This is a genomic window from Parvularcula maris (genome assembly GCF_024505085.1).
GTDB lineage: Bacteria > Pseudomonadota > Alphaproteobacteria > Caulobacterales > Parvularculaceae > Parvularcula > Parvularcula maris.
In genome coordinates this window covers 509562-524979 of record NZ_JANIBC010000001.1, presented here as the reverse complement: position 1 = coordinate 524979, position 15418 = coordinate 509562, and the positions used below count along the sequence as shown (strand labels likewise).

The window sequence follows — 15418 nt, the reverse complement described above, 5'->3', positions numbered from 1 at the left end:
CGGATCGACCTTGGGCAGATTGAAGCAGCAGCGGCGCGTGCGGCGCATGGGCGGGCGGTCCAAGCCCCAGTCCCGCTTGGCGCTCTCTTTCGTCCTCGTCCTCGTGGCGGCCATCGCCGTCATGATCTTCGGCATGGCCTCTCAGATCGGATACTACCGCACGGCAGCGGGCGAGGCGGCGAGAAGCTCCGCCTACCGCCTCAGCGAGATGATGCTCGATCTGGGCACGGAGGACCTTCAGCCCGGTGATGCGAAAGTCACCGAGGCAGAAGCGGTCCTGAAAAGCTTCGCGCCCGCGGGCGGCGCCGCCTTCCTCTACCGGGGGCCGGGCCTGCCAGTTCTGAGCGGCGGCTCTCCTCTCGAGTTCGACCGGATGTGGCTCGAAGGCGCCGCGTCGGCAGGGCACCGTATCGCCATCCGCACCCTTCCCAACGATGCCGTCGTCATCACGGCGGCGCGGACCAGCCTCCCCGTTTCGGCGGTGCTGCCCTACATCCTGACCTCGCTCCTGGTGGTGGCGGGGGGTTATCTCGCCTTTACTAGGCTTCAGCTCTTTGCCGACCAGCTCAAGGCGACCGACGGCGAGCGTGAGCGGCTGAGACGGGAGAACACCCATGCCGAGCGCGCAGGCATGGGCACCTGGTCCGCCAACGAGCAGTCCGTATGCATTCCTTCGTGCCTGAGGTCAGCTCTCGGCTTTGCCGCCAAGGATGTCCGCGTGGCGCTCGGTGAGATCGAAGCGATGATCGACCCCCTCGATCAGGAGCGCGCCCGCAAGTTCTTCACCGGCGGCGGCGGCATGAGCGAGGTGCACCTCACCTTCATCGACGCGGCGAAATCCAAGCGCCCGGTCTACTTCAAGGTCTCCCAGACCAGCCCGCAGCTCACCGGGGTGGTGATCGCCGTCGGTGAGACGCGGGCGGACGATACCAAGTCGCTCCAGCTTATCCAGCGCCTGCACGAGACGCTGGAAGCCCTGCCCCAGGCCTTCCTTCACTGGGACCCTTTCGGCAAGCTGGTGGCCTGGAACGACCAGTTCCGCATCATTTTCGATGTCTCCTCGGAGGATCTGCGCGCGGGGATGGGGGTCGACGACCTCGCCGCCGTTTGCGGGATCGACCAGAAGTACCTCCGCGAGTACTTCGCTCCCCCCCTCTCCGCGCGGGCAGAGGTGGAGGCAGCGTTCCCGGACGACCGCTTCCTCCGCATCATCCGTCACCGGACGATCGGTGATGGTTGGGTCTGTATCGGGCACGATGTCACCGATGCTAGGGCCGAAAGCGAGGCACGCGCCCGCAAGGAGCGCGAGCTTCAGATGACCGTGGATATCCTGGAGCAGTCCCGCCGCGACCTCTCCGACCTCAACGATCAGTACATCCTTGCCAAACAGCGGGCCGAGGATGCGAACCGGGCCAAGACCGAGTTCCTCGCCAATATCAGCCACGAGCTCCGCACACCGCTGAACGCTATCAACGGCTTCTCCGCCCTCATGCAGTCCGAACTCTACGGCTCGCTAGGTCATGAGAAGTACCAGGAGTATGTCGCCGATATCCATGATAGCGGCAGACACCTCCTCGCGCTGATCGACGACATCCTCGACCTCAGCAAGGTCGAGGCCGGTAAGATGGAGCTGCGCCTCAACCAGTTCGATCTGGAGAAAGTGCTGGAGGAGTCCCTGCGCGTCATCGAGAACCAAACGAGGCAGAGCGGCGTGGCCCTTCACGCCGCGGTCGATCATCTGCCTACGATCTACGGCGATGCGCGTGCGGTGAAGCAGGTGCTTCTGAACCTTCTCTCCAACGCCGGGAAGTTCACCGAAGCCGGCGGCCGCATCACGGTCACTGCCGTCGCCGATCTCGACAGCGTGTCGATCCTGATCGCCGATACGGGCGCTGGCATGAAGGACGAGAACCTCAAACGTCTGGGCACGCCCTTCGTCAACTTCACCAGCTCCCACGAGAGCGACAAAAGGGGCACCGGCCTCGGGCTGGCCCTCTCTAAATCCCTGGTCGAGGCGCAGGACGGTATCTTGGCCATGGCCAGCGAGGAGGGTCGCGGCACCGTCGCCGCCTTCACCATGCCTCGCCGCCGCGGTGTCTATGTGCAGCTTCCCGACATGCTCAAAGGCAAGGTCCATGTGCTGACGAAAGCGCAGCAGGGGGAGGAAGCCCTCGACCCTGCTGTGCTCGCCGCTGAGTAGAAGTCGTCCTGTTCGGGCATGTCAGAGAGCGGGCACCCACGCCATTGATGCTCTCGTCAGTTCAGTCCTTCCGGGCCATCATCAACGGCTTGCCCGTGCCGGTTCCCGTCTTCCCCGCCCAGTCCTTCTTCTCGCCCGGCAAGGCAATCCTGATGCCTAACCCGTAGGCGCCGGGCATGTGCAGGCTGCGGCTGCGCTCCTCGTGGGGGAGGCCCCTGCCGATGACCATCTTACCCCCGTGGCGCCGCACGATGGCCGATACGAGCGAGAGGCCGAGCCCGTTGCCCTGGGTCGAGCGGGAGCGCTCCAGACGGACGAAACGCTGGGTGATCCGCTCACGGTCCATCTCGGCAACGCCGGGTCCGTTATCCATGATGGTCAGAAGCGTGCCGCCCTGGGGGCGGGGGGTGACGGTGAGGAGGATGCGCGGCTGGATGTCCTTGCCTGCCGGGTGGCGTGCGTATTTCAGCGCGTTGTCGAGAAGGTTGGCGATGGCCTGACTGACGAGCTCGCGGCTGCCGGGAACGGGCGGCCCCTCCTCGATCTCGCTGGAGATGATGACGCCCTCATCCTCGCCTGCAGGAACGTAGAGCTCCAGCATCTCCTCGGCCACGGCGGCGACATCCACCGTACCCTGCATGACGTTCGTGCCTGCCTCGATGCGGGTGATGGAAAGGAGCGCGTTGAAGGTCTTCAGGAGCTGCTCGACCTCGTCGCGGGTCTTGGAAAGAACCCCGGTCTGCTCCTCCGGCGTGCCGCCCTCCTCCTCTCGCAGGACGGAGTCCAGGCGCGCCTTGATGCGGGTGAGAGGTGAGCGGAGGTCGTGGGCGATGTTGTCGGAGACCTGGCGCATACCGGTCATAAGCTGCTCGATCCGGTCGAGCATCAGGTTGATGTTCCGTGCCAGGACATCGAACTCGTCGCCCGAGCCTGTGACGGGCAGGCGCCGGGTCAGGTCGCCCTCGGTGATGGCCGTCACCGAGCGGTTGATAGCGTCGAGCCGCCTAACGAGGGCGGTGCCCAAGAGGCCGCCGAGAATGAGCGCGAGGAGAAGCGTGACGCCCAGCACACGGACGACGATGTCGTGGCGGGTCTGCCGGAGCTGGTAGAGCGCGTCGATGTCCCGCGCCAGAAGAAGCGTCGCGCGAACGGGCGGACGGTTGGTGCCCCTCTCATAGGTGAGGACACGGGTGAGGCCCAGATAGCGGCGCTTGCGAGGTTGTTCTTGGGCGAAATCGGGCTTCTCCGGTGCCCAGAAGAACTCGAACGATCCGTCAGCGGACAGGAAGGGGACTGGAATTCCCTCCAGATTGCCGAAATAACGGCCCGCGAAAGTCCCGTCGTCGAGCCAGATCATGTAGGTAGAGTTGGCGGGAAGCTTGTTGCTTTCGAGCTCCAGCACCACCGGGTTGAGCGCCCCCCAATCCGGCGCACCGTTGTTCTCGCTGACCCGTTCAAGGCGGTCGAGCTCCTCGGTCAGCTCCTGCTCGACGAGGTCGTAGGCGCGGCCGATGGTGCTCTCATAGACCACGAAGCCGAGGATCGTCACGCTGACGAAGAACAGGGCCGCTGCGAAGATGATGTAGCGAAACGCACTGGTCCGCAGGACGCGGAAGAACGAGCGCTTGCGAAGCTTCGCCAGCGCCGGTTCTTCGTCGTCCAGCATCGGGTCAGGGCTCAAGACCCTGGCTTGGCCCCCGCCCCCGAACGACATGCTAGGCCGTATGGACGGGTTCTACACCGTCCTGGTTCGTGCCCAAAACGGCTGCTGGCAAGGCGCGGAGCCGCAGGAAGGGCCATCCCCTTGTCTGGCTTCGCAACGAAGCCATGAGCCGTTTTGGCCGAACCCCGAAGGGGTCACGGCTGAAGACCGCCGCTGCCGCGTCCGTTCTTCGCCTCAGCATGGTCCCCCGGACCATGCTGTCTGCTGGCGCAGACCGGCTCGAACTCCTCGAATATGCCGGCATGTCCTTCGTCGTCCTTCCTAACATCGTCTGCCTTCAGCCGTGACCAGGACGGTGTAGAACCCGTGCACGCGGCCTCAGTGCTCGTCGGTCAGGGTGTAGCCCGCCCCGCGCACGGTCTTGAGGAGCTGCCTATCGAAGCCCTTGTCGATCTTGGCGCGAAGGCGGCTGATATGCACGTCGATGACGTTGGTCTGGGGGTCGAAATGGTACTCCCAGACGTTCTCCAGCAGCATGGTCCGGGTGACGACCTGGCCGGCATGACGCAGGAGGTACTCGAGCAGCCGGAACTCACGAGGCTGAAGGTCGATCTTCTGGCCGCCCCGGCGGACCGTCCGTGCCAGGATGTCCATCTCGAGGTCGGCAACCGAGAAGGTGGTCTGGATATTGGTGGGGCCTCTACGGCGCCCGAGCGCCTCGACCCGCGCGATCAGCTCCTGAAGCTCATAGGGTTTGACGAGGTAGTCGTCGCCGCCTGACTGAAGCCCTGCTACCCGGTCGTCCACCTCGCCGAGGGCGGAGAGGAAGAGCGCCGGGGTCTGATCACCCTCGGTGCGGCGCTCTTCGAGCAGGCTGAGGCCGTCCTTCTGCGGAAGCATCCGGTCGATCACATAGGCGTCGTAGCCGCCGGAGGTGGCCATGTCCTTGCCGACCTGCCCGTCAAGGGCGTGGTCGACGGCGTGGCCCGCCTGACGCAGGCCCTTGACCATGAAGGTCGCTGCATCCGCGTCGTCCTCGATCACCAGTATCCGCATAGTTCACCTCGTTCCGTTTTTGAGCTCTAAGAGTTGATGGGCAAAGCCCTGAAATCGAGCCCCTGCCTCGTCTGGACACGGAGGAGGATGGCCCCCCGGTCGCGTTTCTTGGCCGCCTCGACAGCCTGTTCGATGTCGCGCGGGCTGGAGACTTTCTTGTTGTCCGCCTCCATGACGATCATGCCCGGCACGATCCCGGCGGCGAAGGCTTCGCTGTCGCGCTCGACGTCGAAGACCACCACCCCATCGACATCCTCGTCCACGCCCAAACGGCGGCGGGTGTTGTCGTCAAGGCTGCGGAAGCTGACGCCGAGGCGCTCGGTCTCTTCCATTCTTTCATTGTTCGGCGCGCCGCCGCCGGACGTTACTTCCGCCATCTGCGTCAGATCGCGGCGCTCGAGCTTGACCGTGAAGGTCCGCTCGCGGCCGTCGCGGAAGGCTTTCACCTTGACCCGCTTGCCAGGCTGGTAGCTACCGACTTTGCGGGTGAGGTCGTCGCGGCCGATGATGGGCTCGCCTTCGAGCTCGATGACCACGTCGCCTGCCTGAAGGCCTGCTTTCTCGGCCGGTGAGCCTTCATTGACATTGGCGATCAGGGCGCCCTGGCGGCCTTCGAGCCCGACGGCTTCAAGGATCTGCGGCTCGGCATCGCGGATGGAGACGCCGAGGAAGCCGCGCGAGACGCTGCCGTTCTCGATGATCTGCTTGACGACCTCATCGGCCACATCGGCGGGGATGGCGAGGCCGATGCCCGCGTTCACCCCAGTGGGCGAGATGATCGCCGTGTTCACGCCAATGACGTTGCCGCGCACGTCGAAGGTCGGCCCGCCGGAGTTGCCCCTGTTGATGGAGGCGTCGATCTGGATGAAGTTCGAATAGGGAAGCGACGGGCCGCTCTCCCGCTCCAGCGCGGAGATAATGCCCGAAGTCACCGTGCCGCCTAGGCCGAACGGGTTGCCGACAGCCAGGACGTAGTCGCCGACGCGCAGCTCGGTCTCGGTCTCGAAGTTGACGTAGCGCTGCTTGGCGGAGGGTTCGACCTTAAGGACGGCGAGGTCCGTCTCCGGGTCGGTGCCCACTAGCTCCGCCTCGAGCTCCTCGCCGGAATTGAGCACCACGGTGATCGCAGCAGCGTCCTCGACCACATGGTTGTTGGTGACGATGTGGCCGTTGGAGTCGATGAAGAAGCCCGAACCCTCGCCAAAGGCCCGGCGGGTCTCGCCTTCGCGGCTGCCGCCGAAACGGTCGCGCAGGCCTGGCAGGAGCCGCTCCAGCTCAGGCGGAACGTCGGAGAGGGAGGGGCCGGAGACCTCGCGCTCGGTCCTGATCGAGACCACAGCGGGGCTCACCCGCTCCACAAGGTCGGCAAAGCTAAGCCGTTGATATAGATCAGCGTTCTTGGCCTGGAACGCTTCCATATCCACGCTCTCCTGGGCGAGCGCTGGGTAGGCAGCGTTCATTGCGACCATCGAAGCCGCAGCTACGAGGAGTTTTTGGGCGGATCGTTTCATGAGAGGCGTCATCTCCAGCATAAAGGTGCATACCCTGGTCAGGTAGGAACCCTAAACTGGTGATGGAACTTACGGGTTCGCAAGCCCGTGAGGTCACTCGGCGGCGGCCAGCCCATCGGTTTCGGTCTCCTCATTACGGGGAGACCAACGTTTCATGAACGCTTCAAGTTCGGTGTCTGCTGTTTTCGGCAATGTGATGCGGACCTTGGCGAAGAGATCGCCATAGGTGCTGCCCTGGCTCTTCTTCAAACCCTTGCCGCGAAGGCGGAAAGACCGGCCCGAGCTGGTGTTGGGCGGGATCTTGATCGTCGCCTTGCCGCCGATGGTCGGCACTTCGATCTTGCCGCCCAGGACGGCCTCCTTGAGCGGAAGCGGCACCTCCACGGTCACATCGTCGCCCTTGACCTCGAATCGCTTGTCGGGGGTGACGTCTACCTCGACGAAGAGATCGCCGTCGGGTCCGCCATGGGTGCCGGGATGACCCTTGCCCTTGAGGCGTAGGGTCTGGCCGTCGCGCAGGCCCTCGGGGATGGTCACGTCCACCGTATCGCCGCCCGGAAGGGTGACCCGCTTGCGGCTGCCCTTGGCAGCATCGAGGAAGCTGACCCCAAGGCGGGTGCGGACATCGCGGCCCTTCTGGGCGCGGGGCGCCTGCCTGCCGCCAGGTTCGCCGCGCCCGAAGAAGTCGGAGAAGATGTCCGAGAAGTCCTCGAACCCGCCGCCCTGCTGGTTCGGGCGCGCCCTGCGGCGGAAGCGGGCGGCAGCCTCGGCCGGGTCCACCCCGCCAAAGGGGCCGCCCTGGCCGAAGACCGAGCGCTCATTGCCGTCGGCGTCGATCTCGCCACGGTCGAAGCGGGCGCGCTTGGCCTCGTCGCCGATGATCTCGAAGGCGGCGGTGACGGCCTTGAAGCGGTCTTCGGCCTTCTTGTCGCCCTGGTTGCGGTCGGGATGGTACTGCTTGGCGAGCTTCCTGTAGGCGCTCCTGATCTCGTCGTGGGAGGCCTGCCTGCCCACACCCAGAACCGTATACGGGTCTTTCGCCAAACCGCTCTCCATGCCTGCTCGGAAACAGGCCGGATGTTGAGTGTTCCGGCTCCGTTTTCAAGTTGTGAGGGTCTTAGAGCGGTTTGCGGCAGGGATGACTAGGGTCGTGAATTTTCGCTTTGGTCTGCTGTGCCCCTCCCCCTCAGCCTGCCGGCAGCTCCCCCTCTAGAGGGGGAGCGAACAAGAGAGCCGGCACTGGTTCTGCTTCCCTCCCCCACGGGTGGGGGAGGTGCCCGAAGGGCGGAGGGGACAGCGGCAGCGCCTAGAAACCAACGGTCGCAGCTCTCCCTGAACCGAAACTCGCCGATAGCTGCGCAATACGAGCCCCTGCGGCACCAGGCGTGGTGACGAGGTATTGCGGCTCGCCGACATCCGTCGTCTCCAGCACGGTGCCATCGGTAGCGATAATTTCGACCTGGTAGGCTTCGGCTTCCTCACCGAGCGCGATCTCGCCGCCGTTCCAGCGGTCGCCGCCTATCCTGCTGCGCCTGGTCCAGGTGAGGAGCGTGCCGTTCGGCTCGGCCTGCGCCCGGAGATGAACCGGCGATAGCGGTCTGGCGCCGGTGGCGATGACCTCCACCCCTCCCGCCCTGAACGGGTAGCCGCCCGGCAGCGCTCCTGCGGGGCCTGCCTCGTAGGCGAAGCGCGTCCCCCAGCGCTCCTCGGGCAGGGCCATGGGAGACGCATCGCCGAGCAGGATGAACCGGGCGCCCTCCTCCGCTCCCGAAGCGGCTTCGAGGTCCGTGCCCCGGCGTGCCCTCAGAAGACCGCTCAGGACCCAGTCGCCCTCCGGGCTCAGCGCCGCCCTCTCGAACTGAAGAAGCTCGAAACCGCTGGCCGTCTCTACTGCCGCCAGGTTGGCGCCGGACAGCAGCCTGTCCCTGGTCACGCTCTCAAGCCCGCCGCCGAAGAGCCTGACCCGGAGGCCGGCGCTCCGGTCGATCCTTCCCCCAACCCCCGGAGCCAGCGGCGCAGTGAGCCGCCCCATCAAGGACTGACGATCGACACTGGCGACCAGCGCCTCCGAAGCGTCGTAGACCGACACGCTGCCCGGCCAGGGCTCGGAGAAGGCTGCGAGGTGCAGGGCCGGTTTCTCGTCATCCGTCAGAAGCGGCACGTCCAGGGGCACGAACAGCACCCCGCCCGGCGTCGTAGGTAGCGGCGGGGGGTCGGCGGTGAAGCGGCTAGGCACGCCGCTGAACACGCTGGCATCGGTGCTGACGCCAGAGAAGGCGCGGACGTCGCCGATGTCGATCCGCATGATGCGGCAGGTCAGGGCGCTGTCAGGCAGCTCCAGCTTGAGGACGGTGCCGGGCTCGATCCCCTCGCCCAGCCGCGGCAGGCCGAAGCGGAGGCTGGTTCGCATGGCGCGAGCTTCCGCCAGGATGGCTGATGCTCTCGCCGAAGCCTCGCTCTGGTCGAAAATGACCGAGGTGCTGGTCCTGGCGGTTCTGCCTTCGGGGAGGCTGTCGTCCTTCGCGGCGACGGTCTTGGTCTCGAAGCCGGAGAGCTCGTCGGCGAAGCTGATCGAGAGACCGGCGGGAAGCTCGCTGTCCTGGGCGTGAGTGATGGCGACCGGATCGGCCTGCCCCTCCGAGAGGAGCAGCTCGCCTTCAGTCAGGGCGAGGTCCACGCGCCCGTTCCGGGGGCGGATGACCAGAAGCCCGCCTCGCTGCACCGCGTCGAGCTGGTAGAGATCGAGCAGCTCCTCCATGGCCGCCCTCGCCGACCCCGTGCCGGTACGGACGAACCCGCTGAGGAGCTGATCACAGGCCGAGGCGTCCACGGCGTGCACTCCAGCCTCTCGCGCCAGCTCCTCAAGAAGGGCGGATAGCCTCACCCGCCCCGCCCTGCCGTTGAGCCAGTGGCCGGTGACCCAGTTCTCGGCATCGGCCCAGACATCGGTGCGGGAAGGAAACTCAGGGAACGGACGGGCATCCCAAGCGTAGACATACATGCGCCCCGCATCGACCATGGGGCCCCCATAGAGCGGGCTCACCGGGTTCTTGTCCGGGTCCGACCAGAAGGCATGCTGCGCCTCGAGATAGGAGCGCTGGGCGCGGTCGTCGCGGATGCCGGTGGAGTGGTAGGGCGGCGCGCTCTCCGATGATTTGGGATCGACGAAGACATTGGGCTGGTTCGGCCCCTTGTCGATGGCGGCGCAGCCGATCTCGGTAAAGAGGATCGGCTTGGATTGCGGCACCCACTGGGTGGGAGCTGTCTTGATGCCGCCCGAGCGGGGCTCATGCTGGTTCGACCACCAGGACCAGAGGTCCTTCTGGCGGAACACCCACGGCTCGCCGTAAGCACCATCGGTAATGACGCTGCGGGTCTGGGCCAGCCTGTCCTCGGTGCTGGCGTAGAACCAGTCATAACCTTCGCCCCGCTCGATACCTTCGGCAAGGTAGTCTGGGTCGTAGGGTCCGGTGGCGACCTCTTCATCCAGGTGCCCCTCCCCCTCGCGCCAGTCCGTGAGCGGAAAGTAGTTGTCAATGCCGACGGCGTCGATATTCACATCGGCCCAGAGGGGGTCGAGCGGATAGGCTAGGTCGTCCGAGCCCGGCGGAACATAGCCGCCATACTCCGTCCAGTCCGCGCCGTAGGTGACCACGGTCTGCGGAAGGATCGCCTTCACCTCCGCCGCCAGTTGCCGGAGGCGGTGCACTGCCGGGAAACCGCCATTCTGATCCCGCACCGTGGTCAGCCCGCGCAGCTCGGAGCCGATGAGGAAAGTATCCACTCCCCCCGCCGCGGCGCAGAGCTGGGCGTAGTGCCTGATCATCACTTGGTAGCTGTCGAAAAAGCGGTGCACCTGCGCAGCAGCCGCGCTCGTTCCGTCGTCGGAGGGGCTGTCCGCCGTGATGCGCCCGCGCCAAGGGAAAGGGGCCTGCTCCGTACTGCCGTACGGGTCAGGCAGTCCGTTGCCGTTCGGAACATCCATCAGAATGAAAGGGTGGAACGCCACCTCCAGCCCCCTGTCCTTCAGCGTCAAGATCGTGTCGGTGACGCTCTTATCCGAGGGGGTGCCGCCATAGGAGGGCCTGCCCTGGCCCTGGCTGAGGAGCCTCGCCGTTTTGCGCGTGAAACCCGCCACGCCCCAAGTATTGGGCTCGGTCACGCGCTCGGCCAGCTCGATACCGGGGAGGACGCTGGCATGGCCCGCACGCAGATCGTCGCCGAACCAACTCACCACGAGCGAGGCCGCTTCGAGGTTCGGCAACACGTCCTGCAGCTCGTCGAAGCTCGCCTCGGCATCGGTGACGCCGAGGCCGTTATTCATGTTGAGGGGCTTGGGAAAACCCTCGTCGGTTTCATCGAACAGGGGCTCCTGGGACAGGGCGCCCTCGCCGGAGCCTGGGATGATCGTCACCGCACGGATGGCATTCTCCATCGAGGCGGGGTCATCCGTCTCCAACGGGCAGACCACCTCGAAATTGAGCTGCGGCACCCGGTTGCCGAAGGGCGCGAGGTCCAGCCGCTCGAACACGATATAGGCGATGCCCTTATAGGCAGGTGCCGTTCCCTCGGTCAGGGTGATGAGATCGTCGGGCTGCTGCTCTTCCGTGCCGTGATAGAGGCGGTAGTCGATGTCGGCGAGGGAGATGAGCCTGCCGTCCGCCCAGACGCGGCCTAGCCTTGCGACCCTGCCCTCACATAGAGCGACGGCAAAGGAGAGGAAGTAGCGGCTCTGGCGCTCGCTACTCTCCGAGGAGCGCGAAAGGCCCTTCGAGCCGGTGACGGTGGTGATGGTGGTGGTCTCTTCCTCGACGGGGGCGGTCCAAATGAGCTGCCCGCCGACCCGAGCTCGTCCGTAGACCCTCGGAATGCCGCCGCCCTCGCTGGCTCGCATCAGGCGGATCTCGTCCAGGGTGCGGCCCTCGCGTAGGCGCTTTTTCGGGCCGAAGAGGAGGTTGGTCGCGAGCGTACCAGCCTGAGCGGCGGCGTAGTCGGCTGCGATGTCAGGCAGCTCTTGAAGCGCAGCGCTGCCTGCGCTGCGGGCGAAATCGGTGACGGACTGGGTCATGGGGTCTCCGGAAACGAGAAGGCGGCAGCTACGCGGGACGCCCAGAAGCCGATGAGCGGTGCGCCGGTCACCGACTGGCCGTCATGGGCATGGACGAAGCGGTCCGGCGCGATGAGGATGCCGCAATGGCGCACAGCCTGGGTCCTGCGCATACGGAAGAGAAGAACGTCGCCCGGTTGCGGCTCGGCGACGCGGCGGAGATGGCGTTTGGCGGCTTCGAGGAGAACCTCGTCCCGCCCGCCCCGGCGGCCATAGGGCGTAGGCACTTCCGGCTCATGGCCATGGATATGGCGATAGACCCCGCGCACGAGGCCTAGGCAGTCCGTACCGTGCCCCTTCTGCGAGGCTTGATGGCGGTAGGGGGTGCCGATCCAGGAGATCGCCTCGGCAATGATCCGGGCACGAAGAAGGGCCGCTTCCTCGCAGCGCTGAACGGCGGTCATGAGGAACGCTGCACTGCCAAGGCGGCGAGCCCCGGGATATGGGGAAAGCCCCTGAACCGCTCGGCATTGGCGAAGAGGTCGCGGCAGGCGGCGAAGGTCTTGTCGCAGCCCATGACGAGGGTGACTTCGTCACCCGAAATGAGCGCGCGTGGCAGCGCCTCCCAAAGGCTGACGACATAGCCGCCGGTCTGAGTGCGGGCGGTGCGGATGGGACGCTCGAGCCCGCCCAGCTCTCCGGTGCGAATACGGAGGACGCCTCCAGCAAAATCGAGCGGCGCGCGCGCGGTGCTGCACAGAATCCCGATGCTCTGTGTGCTCTCCTGCTCGACTGTTCCCTCTACGGAGCGGCCCAATGCGCTGAGATCGACCCCGCAGGCGTCGTCGCCAAGCTGCACGCTGCAACTACGCTGATAGAGGCGACCTATGGGAGCGTTCAGCCGCTCCGATGCCGCGCGAAGCTCGAGGTTCACCTCAGCCCCGTCACGCTCGATCTCACCGAGGGTACCCGCCAGAAGCAGAAGCCGCGCGTCGGTATTGTCGGCATCGACCTGCCAGAGCTCCACCTGCGCCTCAGCGTAGCGGCCTGCGTCGATGTCCCCTGCTGTGATGCCGTCGGGGTGGAGCGCGGTCCTGACGCCCGCATGGTCGGGGGCGAGATCGGCGCTCTGCTCCAGCCCGTCGAAGCTCATGCCCGGCGAGGCGGCGAAGGTCTGTCCCGTGAAGGCTAGGTCCCTGTCGTGGTCGGTGAGGCCCAGCGCTCTGCCATCGCTACGAAGAATCAGCACGGCGTAGACCAGCGCCGCTCCGTCTCGGCCGAACTGCTGCGCAGTCACCTCGGTCAGTCGCCTCACAGCAGCACCTCCACAAGCTCCAGGCTAGGCACGCTGGCGCCTCTCGCCCCAAGCTGCAGCACGAGGTCGTCGCTGGCGAAACGAGCCGGTGTGTCGAAGAGAAAGCCTCCGGTCACCGCCACACCATCCGTAGGCGGCGTATCGAAGATGACTGCGTCCCGTTCGGTCGACAGCGCGAAGCCGGTGCTCAGCTCACCCCCGTCAACGGCTATGCGAAGACTGCCCTCGACGCATAGGCCGATAGGCCTCTCATACTCGTCATAGGTCTTGATCAGTGGAAAGACGGTCCGGCTGCCATCACCCACACCCAGCGACACATCGTTCGCAGAGATGTCTGCGCCGCCCTCAGCCGTGGCATGGTCGAAGGGGTCGCGGAAGGGAAAGCTGAGCCTGCGCCCACCGCAGGCCTCAAAGAAGGCCGTGAGGCGCGCCGCTTCCGCCGCTTCGAGGCTCGGCAGTGCGATCTGCCAGCTTCTCCTGCTGCCGGTCCACCGGGCACGGCGCACCTCGGCGCCGGAGGCGAGCGAGGCGATGTCCGTGTGCCTGCTCGGTCCGCCGCGGGCACCGATGGCGATCTCCTCGGGAAAGGCGACGTCGCGGAAACTCTCTCTACCCATTGCGCACGCTCCGCTTGAAGAGGGTCTCGGTCAGGCGACCTGAGGCCTCTGCCCCGGCGGTGCCGAAGACGTTCCGCAGCGGCTCGCGCACCAGACGCTCGGCGGCGATGCGTGCCAGGTCGTCGACGATGCCGTCGGCGAGCTCGGCGATCGAGGCTCTGCCGTCGCTCGACGCCCTGGCCAGCTCTTCGCTGAGGTTCCTGGCCAGGGAGGAAAAGGTGGTCTCGATGATCTCGGCGACCGGCGCCAGTTGCGCTTCGGCGGCGCTGGTCAGGTCGCTCGGCTCGTTTTCAGTGGTCATGTCGGGCTCCCTGTTCAGACAGGCGTGAAGCGTACCGGTCCGGTGGAGGCGAGGCGTAGACTGAAACTCAGCTCGCCTTCGCTCTCCCCCCAGAAGGTCAGTTGGCGGATAAGAAAGGCTGCCACCCAGACGCCCTCGCCCGGCTGGGACAGCTCGAGGACAGGCGTATCGCCGCTTAGAAAGGCGGTGCGGACCAGCGCCTGGGCTTCGCTGGAGACAAAGACTCCCTCGGCCCGAACCGCCGCGCTGGCGTGGCTCTGGCTGGCGGAGCGCCTCGCCCATTGGCCCGTCCCGCCATGCTCCGTGGTCGGCTGGGTCAAGTGGAGGGCGTGGCGCCGAAGACCGGCCAGCGGCCTCGTAGCTCCACCTTCTTCTCTCACGCTCAGCACAACCTTATCTGCTGCGATCAGGCTCATGCCGCCACCTGGGCTTCGGGCACGGTGACGAAGCGGTAGCGCATCACCCCCTGATAGATGTCCGGCTCGCGCAGCTTGAGCTGGTCTTCGAAGACGAGGCGCGACTGGATCAGCCGGTGTCCGTCGAGGGTCAACGCTGCATCCTGGAGCGACAGCCTGACGCCCCCGGCGATCAGTTTGCACTCGCGCCTGCCGCCCCACCTCGAATAGGCGGTGAAGCGGAAGAGATGCTCGAACGCGCCTTCGATCCCCGCATAGGGTTTCAGCTCGCCCGCCCCCAAGATCAGCATGGGGAAGGTCGCCTCAGGGGGCGGCTGGTCGAAGATGCGCGGCGGATCGCCGAGCAGCGCACGAAGGCTCTGGTCAGCCGTCAGACGGGTGTAGATCGCCTCTTGGAGCGCCCATGCTGCGTCCACGTTCAAGCCCTCACCTCTTCGGCATCGACGAGAGCGAAGGCATCATTCCGGCCCTCATCGCTGATCCGCGTGATGCGGTAGTCCGTTCCTTGATGGCGAAGGCGCTGCTCGTAGAGAAGCTCGCTTTCGGTCCGCAGCTTGAAGCGGACACGCTGGCGCTGCACGCTACCCGCCAGCCTTTCGCGTCCAGCGCCCCGGCGCTGCACTCCGGCATAGAGTTCGGCTTCTGCAACATAGTCGATGGCGTAGCCGCCGCCGCCATCAGGGACGCGCTGGGGGCGGAGGATCTCAATGCGCTCGGACAGCTCGCTACTCATAGCCGCACCTCACGGTGAGCTTCGAGGATGCTCTGAACGGTGAGCGGCATGGCGACGTAGCGCCCCCGCTCCACTGTGCTGCGGTGGTCGTAATAGTGAGCGGTAAGGAGCATGACGGCTTCCTTGAGGTCGGGCGGGACGAGGGTCATGTCGGACCGTCCTGCACGGAAGATGATCTCGGTACGGTTGGCTCTCTCGCTGTTTACCGACGAGGGCGCGGTGACGGAGATGAGCGATGGCTGGGCGCGGTGGGTCTCGATGCTATCCGCAGGCATGCCGGTATCGCTGTCGCCGTAGAAGACCACCGCGCTATCGACTGACATGACCGGCCCCGGCGCGAGGCGAAGGGGCGCGCTCGGCACCCCTGCCGCCGTCAGCCGCCAGCTCTGCTCGGCGATGGCGACGGAGAGCCGCCTCTCGACGAAGCGGCGGGCCGTGACGCCGAGCCGCATCACCAGGGCATCGTCCGCATCGTGATCGATCCGCAGCGCCGTCTTGAGCTCTTGGAGGGAAAACGGCTCCAAGACGGGCGGGGTGATGAGCTCGAACGTCACGGCCG

Annotated in this window: 15 protein-coding genes; 2 read left to right on the top strand and 13 right to left on the bottom strand. The window is 66.0% G+C overall.

Features of this window, described 5'->3' with window-relative positions; genetic code table 11:
* The first annotated feature begins 19 nt into the window (after positions 1-19).
* Positions 20-2200: a sensor histidine kinase gene (locus NOG11_RS02525; RefSeq protein WP_256618056.1), complete on the top strand. Its 2181-nt coding sequence runs from the start codon at positions 20-22 to the stop codon at positions 2198-2200.
* A 61-nt stretch (positions 2201-2261) separates the two neighbouring features.
* Here the strand turns inward: NOG11_RS02525 and NOG11_RS02520 are convergent, their stop codons facing one another.
* Entirely contained in the window at positions 2262-3914 is a 1653-nt protein-coding gene (locus NOG11_RS02520; RefSeq protein ID WP_256618055.1) for a sensor histidine kinase, read from the bottom strand.
* Positions 3915-4027: 113 nt separating this feature from the next.
* Between NOG11_RS02520 and NOG11_RS02515 the strand changes: the two genes are divergently transcribed.
* Positions 4028-4210 carry a hypothetical protein gene (locus NOG11_RS02515; RefSeq protein ID WP_256618054.1) on the top strand — a complete coding sequence of 61 codons (183 nt, stop codon included), beginning with the start codon at positions 4028-4030 and terminating at the stop codon, positions 4208-4210.
* A gap of 31 nt (positions 4211-4241) precedes the next feature.
* Here NOG11_RS02515 and NOG11_RS02510 read toward each other — a convergent pair whose 3' ends face one another.
* From NOG11_RS02510 to NOG11_RS02455, 12 genes are all read right to left on the bottom strand, one after another.
* Positions 4242-4919, bottom strand: a complete 678-nt coding sequence (locus NOG11_RS02510) for a response regulator transcription factor (protein ID WP_256618053.1) — start codon at positions 4917-4919, stop codon at positions 4242-4244.
* Positions 4920-4945: 26 nt separating this feature from the next.
* Positions 4946-6379 (bottom strand): Do family serine endopeptidase, encoded by a 1434-nt coding sequence (locus tag NOG11_RS02505; protein WP_256618052.1) that lies wholly within the window; start codon positions 6377-6379, stop codon positions 4946-4948.
* Positions 6380-6523: 144 nt separating this feature from the next.
* The gene (locus NOG11_RS02500) at positions 6524-7474 is read right to left on the bottom strand and encodes a DnaJ C-terminal domain-containing protein (RefSeq protein WP_256618051.1); all 951 of its coding nucleotides are present in this window, start codon (positions 7472-7474) and stop codon (positions 6524-6526) included.
* Positions 7475-7736: 262 nt separating this feature from the next.
* Positions 7737-11498: a baseplate multidomain protein megatron gene (locus tag NOG11_RS02495; protein ID WP_256618050.1), complete on the bottom strand. Its 3762-nt coding sequence runs from the start codon at positions 11496-11498 to the stop codon at positions 7737-7739.
* The gene (locus NOG11_RS02490) at positions 11495-11941 is read right to left on the bottom strand and encodes an NlpC/P60 family protein (protein WP_256618049.1); all 447 of its coding nucleotides are present in this window, start codon (positions 11939-11941) and stop codon (positions 11495-11497) included. The genes NOG11_RS02495 and NOG11_RS02490 overlap by 4 nt, the downstream gene beginning before the upstream one ends.
* Positions 11938-12792: a phage/gene transfer agent baseplate hub protein gene (locus NOG11_RS02485; protein WP_256618048.1), complete on the bottom strand. Its 855-nt coding sequence runs from the start codon at positions 12790-12792 to the stop codon at positions 11938-11940. Before NOG11_RS02485 ends, NOG11_RS02490 begins: the two co-directional genes overlap by 4 nt.
* Positions 12789-13409 (bottom strand): DUF2460 domain-containing protein, encoded by a 621-nt coding sequence (locus NOG11_RS02480; RefSeq protein WP_256618047.1) that lies wholly within the window; start codon positions 13407-13409, stop codon positions 12789-12791. The genes NOG11_RS02485 and NOG11_RS02480 overlap by 4 nt, the downstream gene beginning before the upstream one ends.
* Positions 13402-13710: a phage tail tape measure C-terminal domain-containing protein gene (locus NOG11_RS02475; RefSeq protein ID WP_256618046.1), complete on the bottom strand. Its 309-nt coding sequence runs from the start codon at positions 13708-13710 to the stop codon at positions 13402-13404. Before NOG11_RS02475 ends, NOG11_RS02480 begins: the two co-directional genes overlap by 8 nt.
* 14 nt (positions 13711-13724) lie before the next feature.
* Positions 13725-14126: a phage tail tube protein gene (locus NOG11_RS02470; RefSeq protein WP_256618045.1), complete on the bottom strand. Its 402-nt coding sequence runs from the start codon at positions 14124-14126 to the stop codon at positions 13725-13727.
* Complete coding sequence (locus NOG11_RS02465) at positions 14123-14542, bottom strand: DUF3168 domain-containing protein (protein WP_256618044.1); 420 nt, start codon at positions 14540-14542, stop codon at positions 14123-14125. Before NOG11_RS02465 ends, NOG11_RS02470 begins: the two co-directional genes overlap by 4 nt.
* 2 nt (positions 14543-14544) lie before the next feature.
* Positions 14545-14859 (bottom strand): phage head completion protein, encoded by a 315-nt coding sequence (locus NOG11_RS02460; protein ID WP_256618043.1) that lies wholly within the window; start codon positions 14857-14859, stop codon positions 14545-14547.
* Complete coding sequence (locus tag NOG11_RS02455) at positions 14856-15413, bottom strand: head-tail connector protein (protein ID WP_256618042.1); 558 nt, start codon at positions 15411-15413, stop codon at positions 14856-14858. The genes NOG11_RS02460 and NOG11_RS02455 overlap by 4 nt, the downstream gene beginning before the upstream one ends.
* Positions 15414-15418 lie beyond the last annotated feature (5 nt).

Bases quoted from the DNA above. Each gene is read 5' to 3' on its own strand.
- NOG11_RS02510 (WP_256618053.1), bottom strand. From the start codon at position 4,919: ATGCGGATACTGGTGATCGAGGACGACGCGGATGCAGCGACCTTCATG.
- NOG11_RS02480 (WP_256618047.1), bottom strand. From the start codon at position 13,409: ATGGGTAGAGAGAGTTTCCGCGACGTCGCCTTTCCCGAGGAGATCGCC.
- NOG11_RS02505 (WP_256618052.1), bottom strand. From the start codon at position 6,379: ATGAACGCTGCCTACCCAGCGCTCGCCCAGGAGAGCGTGGATATGGAA.
- NOG11_RS02515 (WP_256618054.1), top strand. From the start codon at position 4,028: ATGAGCCGTTTTGGCCGAACCCCGAAGGGGTCACGGCTGAAGACCGCC.
- NOG11_RS02520 (WP_256618055.1), bottom strand. From the start codon at position 3,914: ATGTCGTTCGGGGGCGGGGGCCAAGCCAGGGTCTTGAGCCCTGACCCG.
- NOG11_RS02460 (WP_256618043.1), bottom strand. From the start codon at position 14,859: ATGAGTAGCGAGCTGTCCGAGCGCATTGAGATCCTCCGCCCCCAGCGC.
- NOG11_RS02475 (WP_256618046.1), bottom strand. From the start codon at position 13,710: ATGACCACTGAAAACGAGCCGAGCGACCTGACCAGCGCCGCCGAAGCG.
- NOG11_RS02495 (WP_256618050.1), bottom strand. From the start codon at position 11,498: ATGACCCAGTCCGTCACCGATTTCGCCCGCAGCGCAGGCAGCGCTGCG.
- NOG11_RS02470 (WP_256618045.1), bottom strand. From the start codon at position 14,126: ATGAGCCTGATCGCAGCAGATAAGGTTGTGCTGAGCGTGAGAGAAGAA.
- NOG11_RS02490 (WP_256618049.1), bottom strand. From the start codon at position 11,941: ATGACCGCCGTTCAGCGCTGCGAGGAAGCGGCCCTTCTTCGTGCCCGG.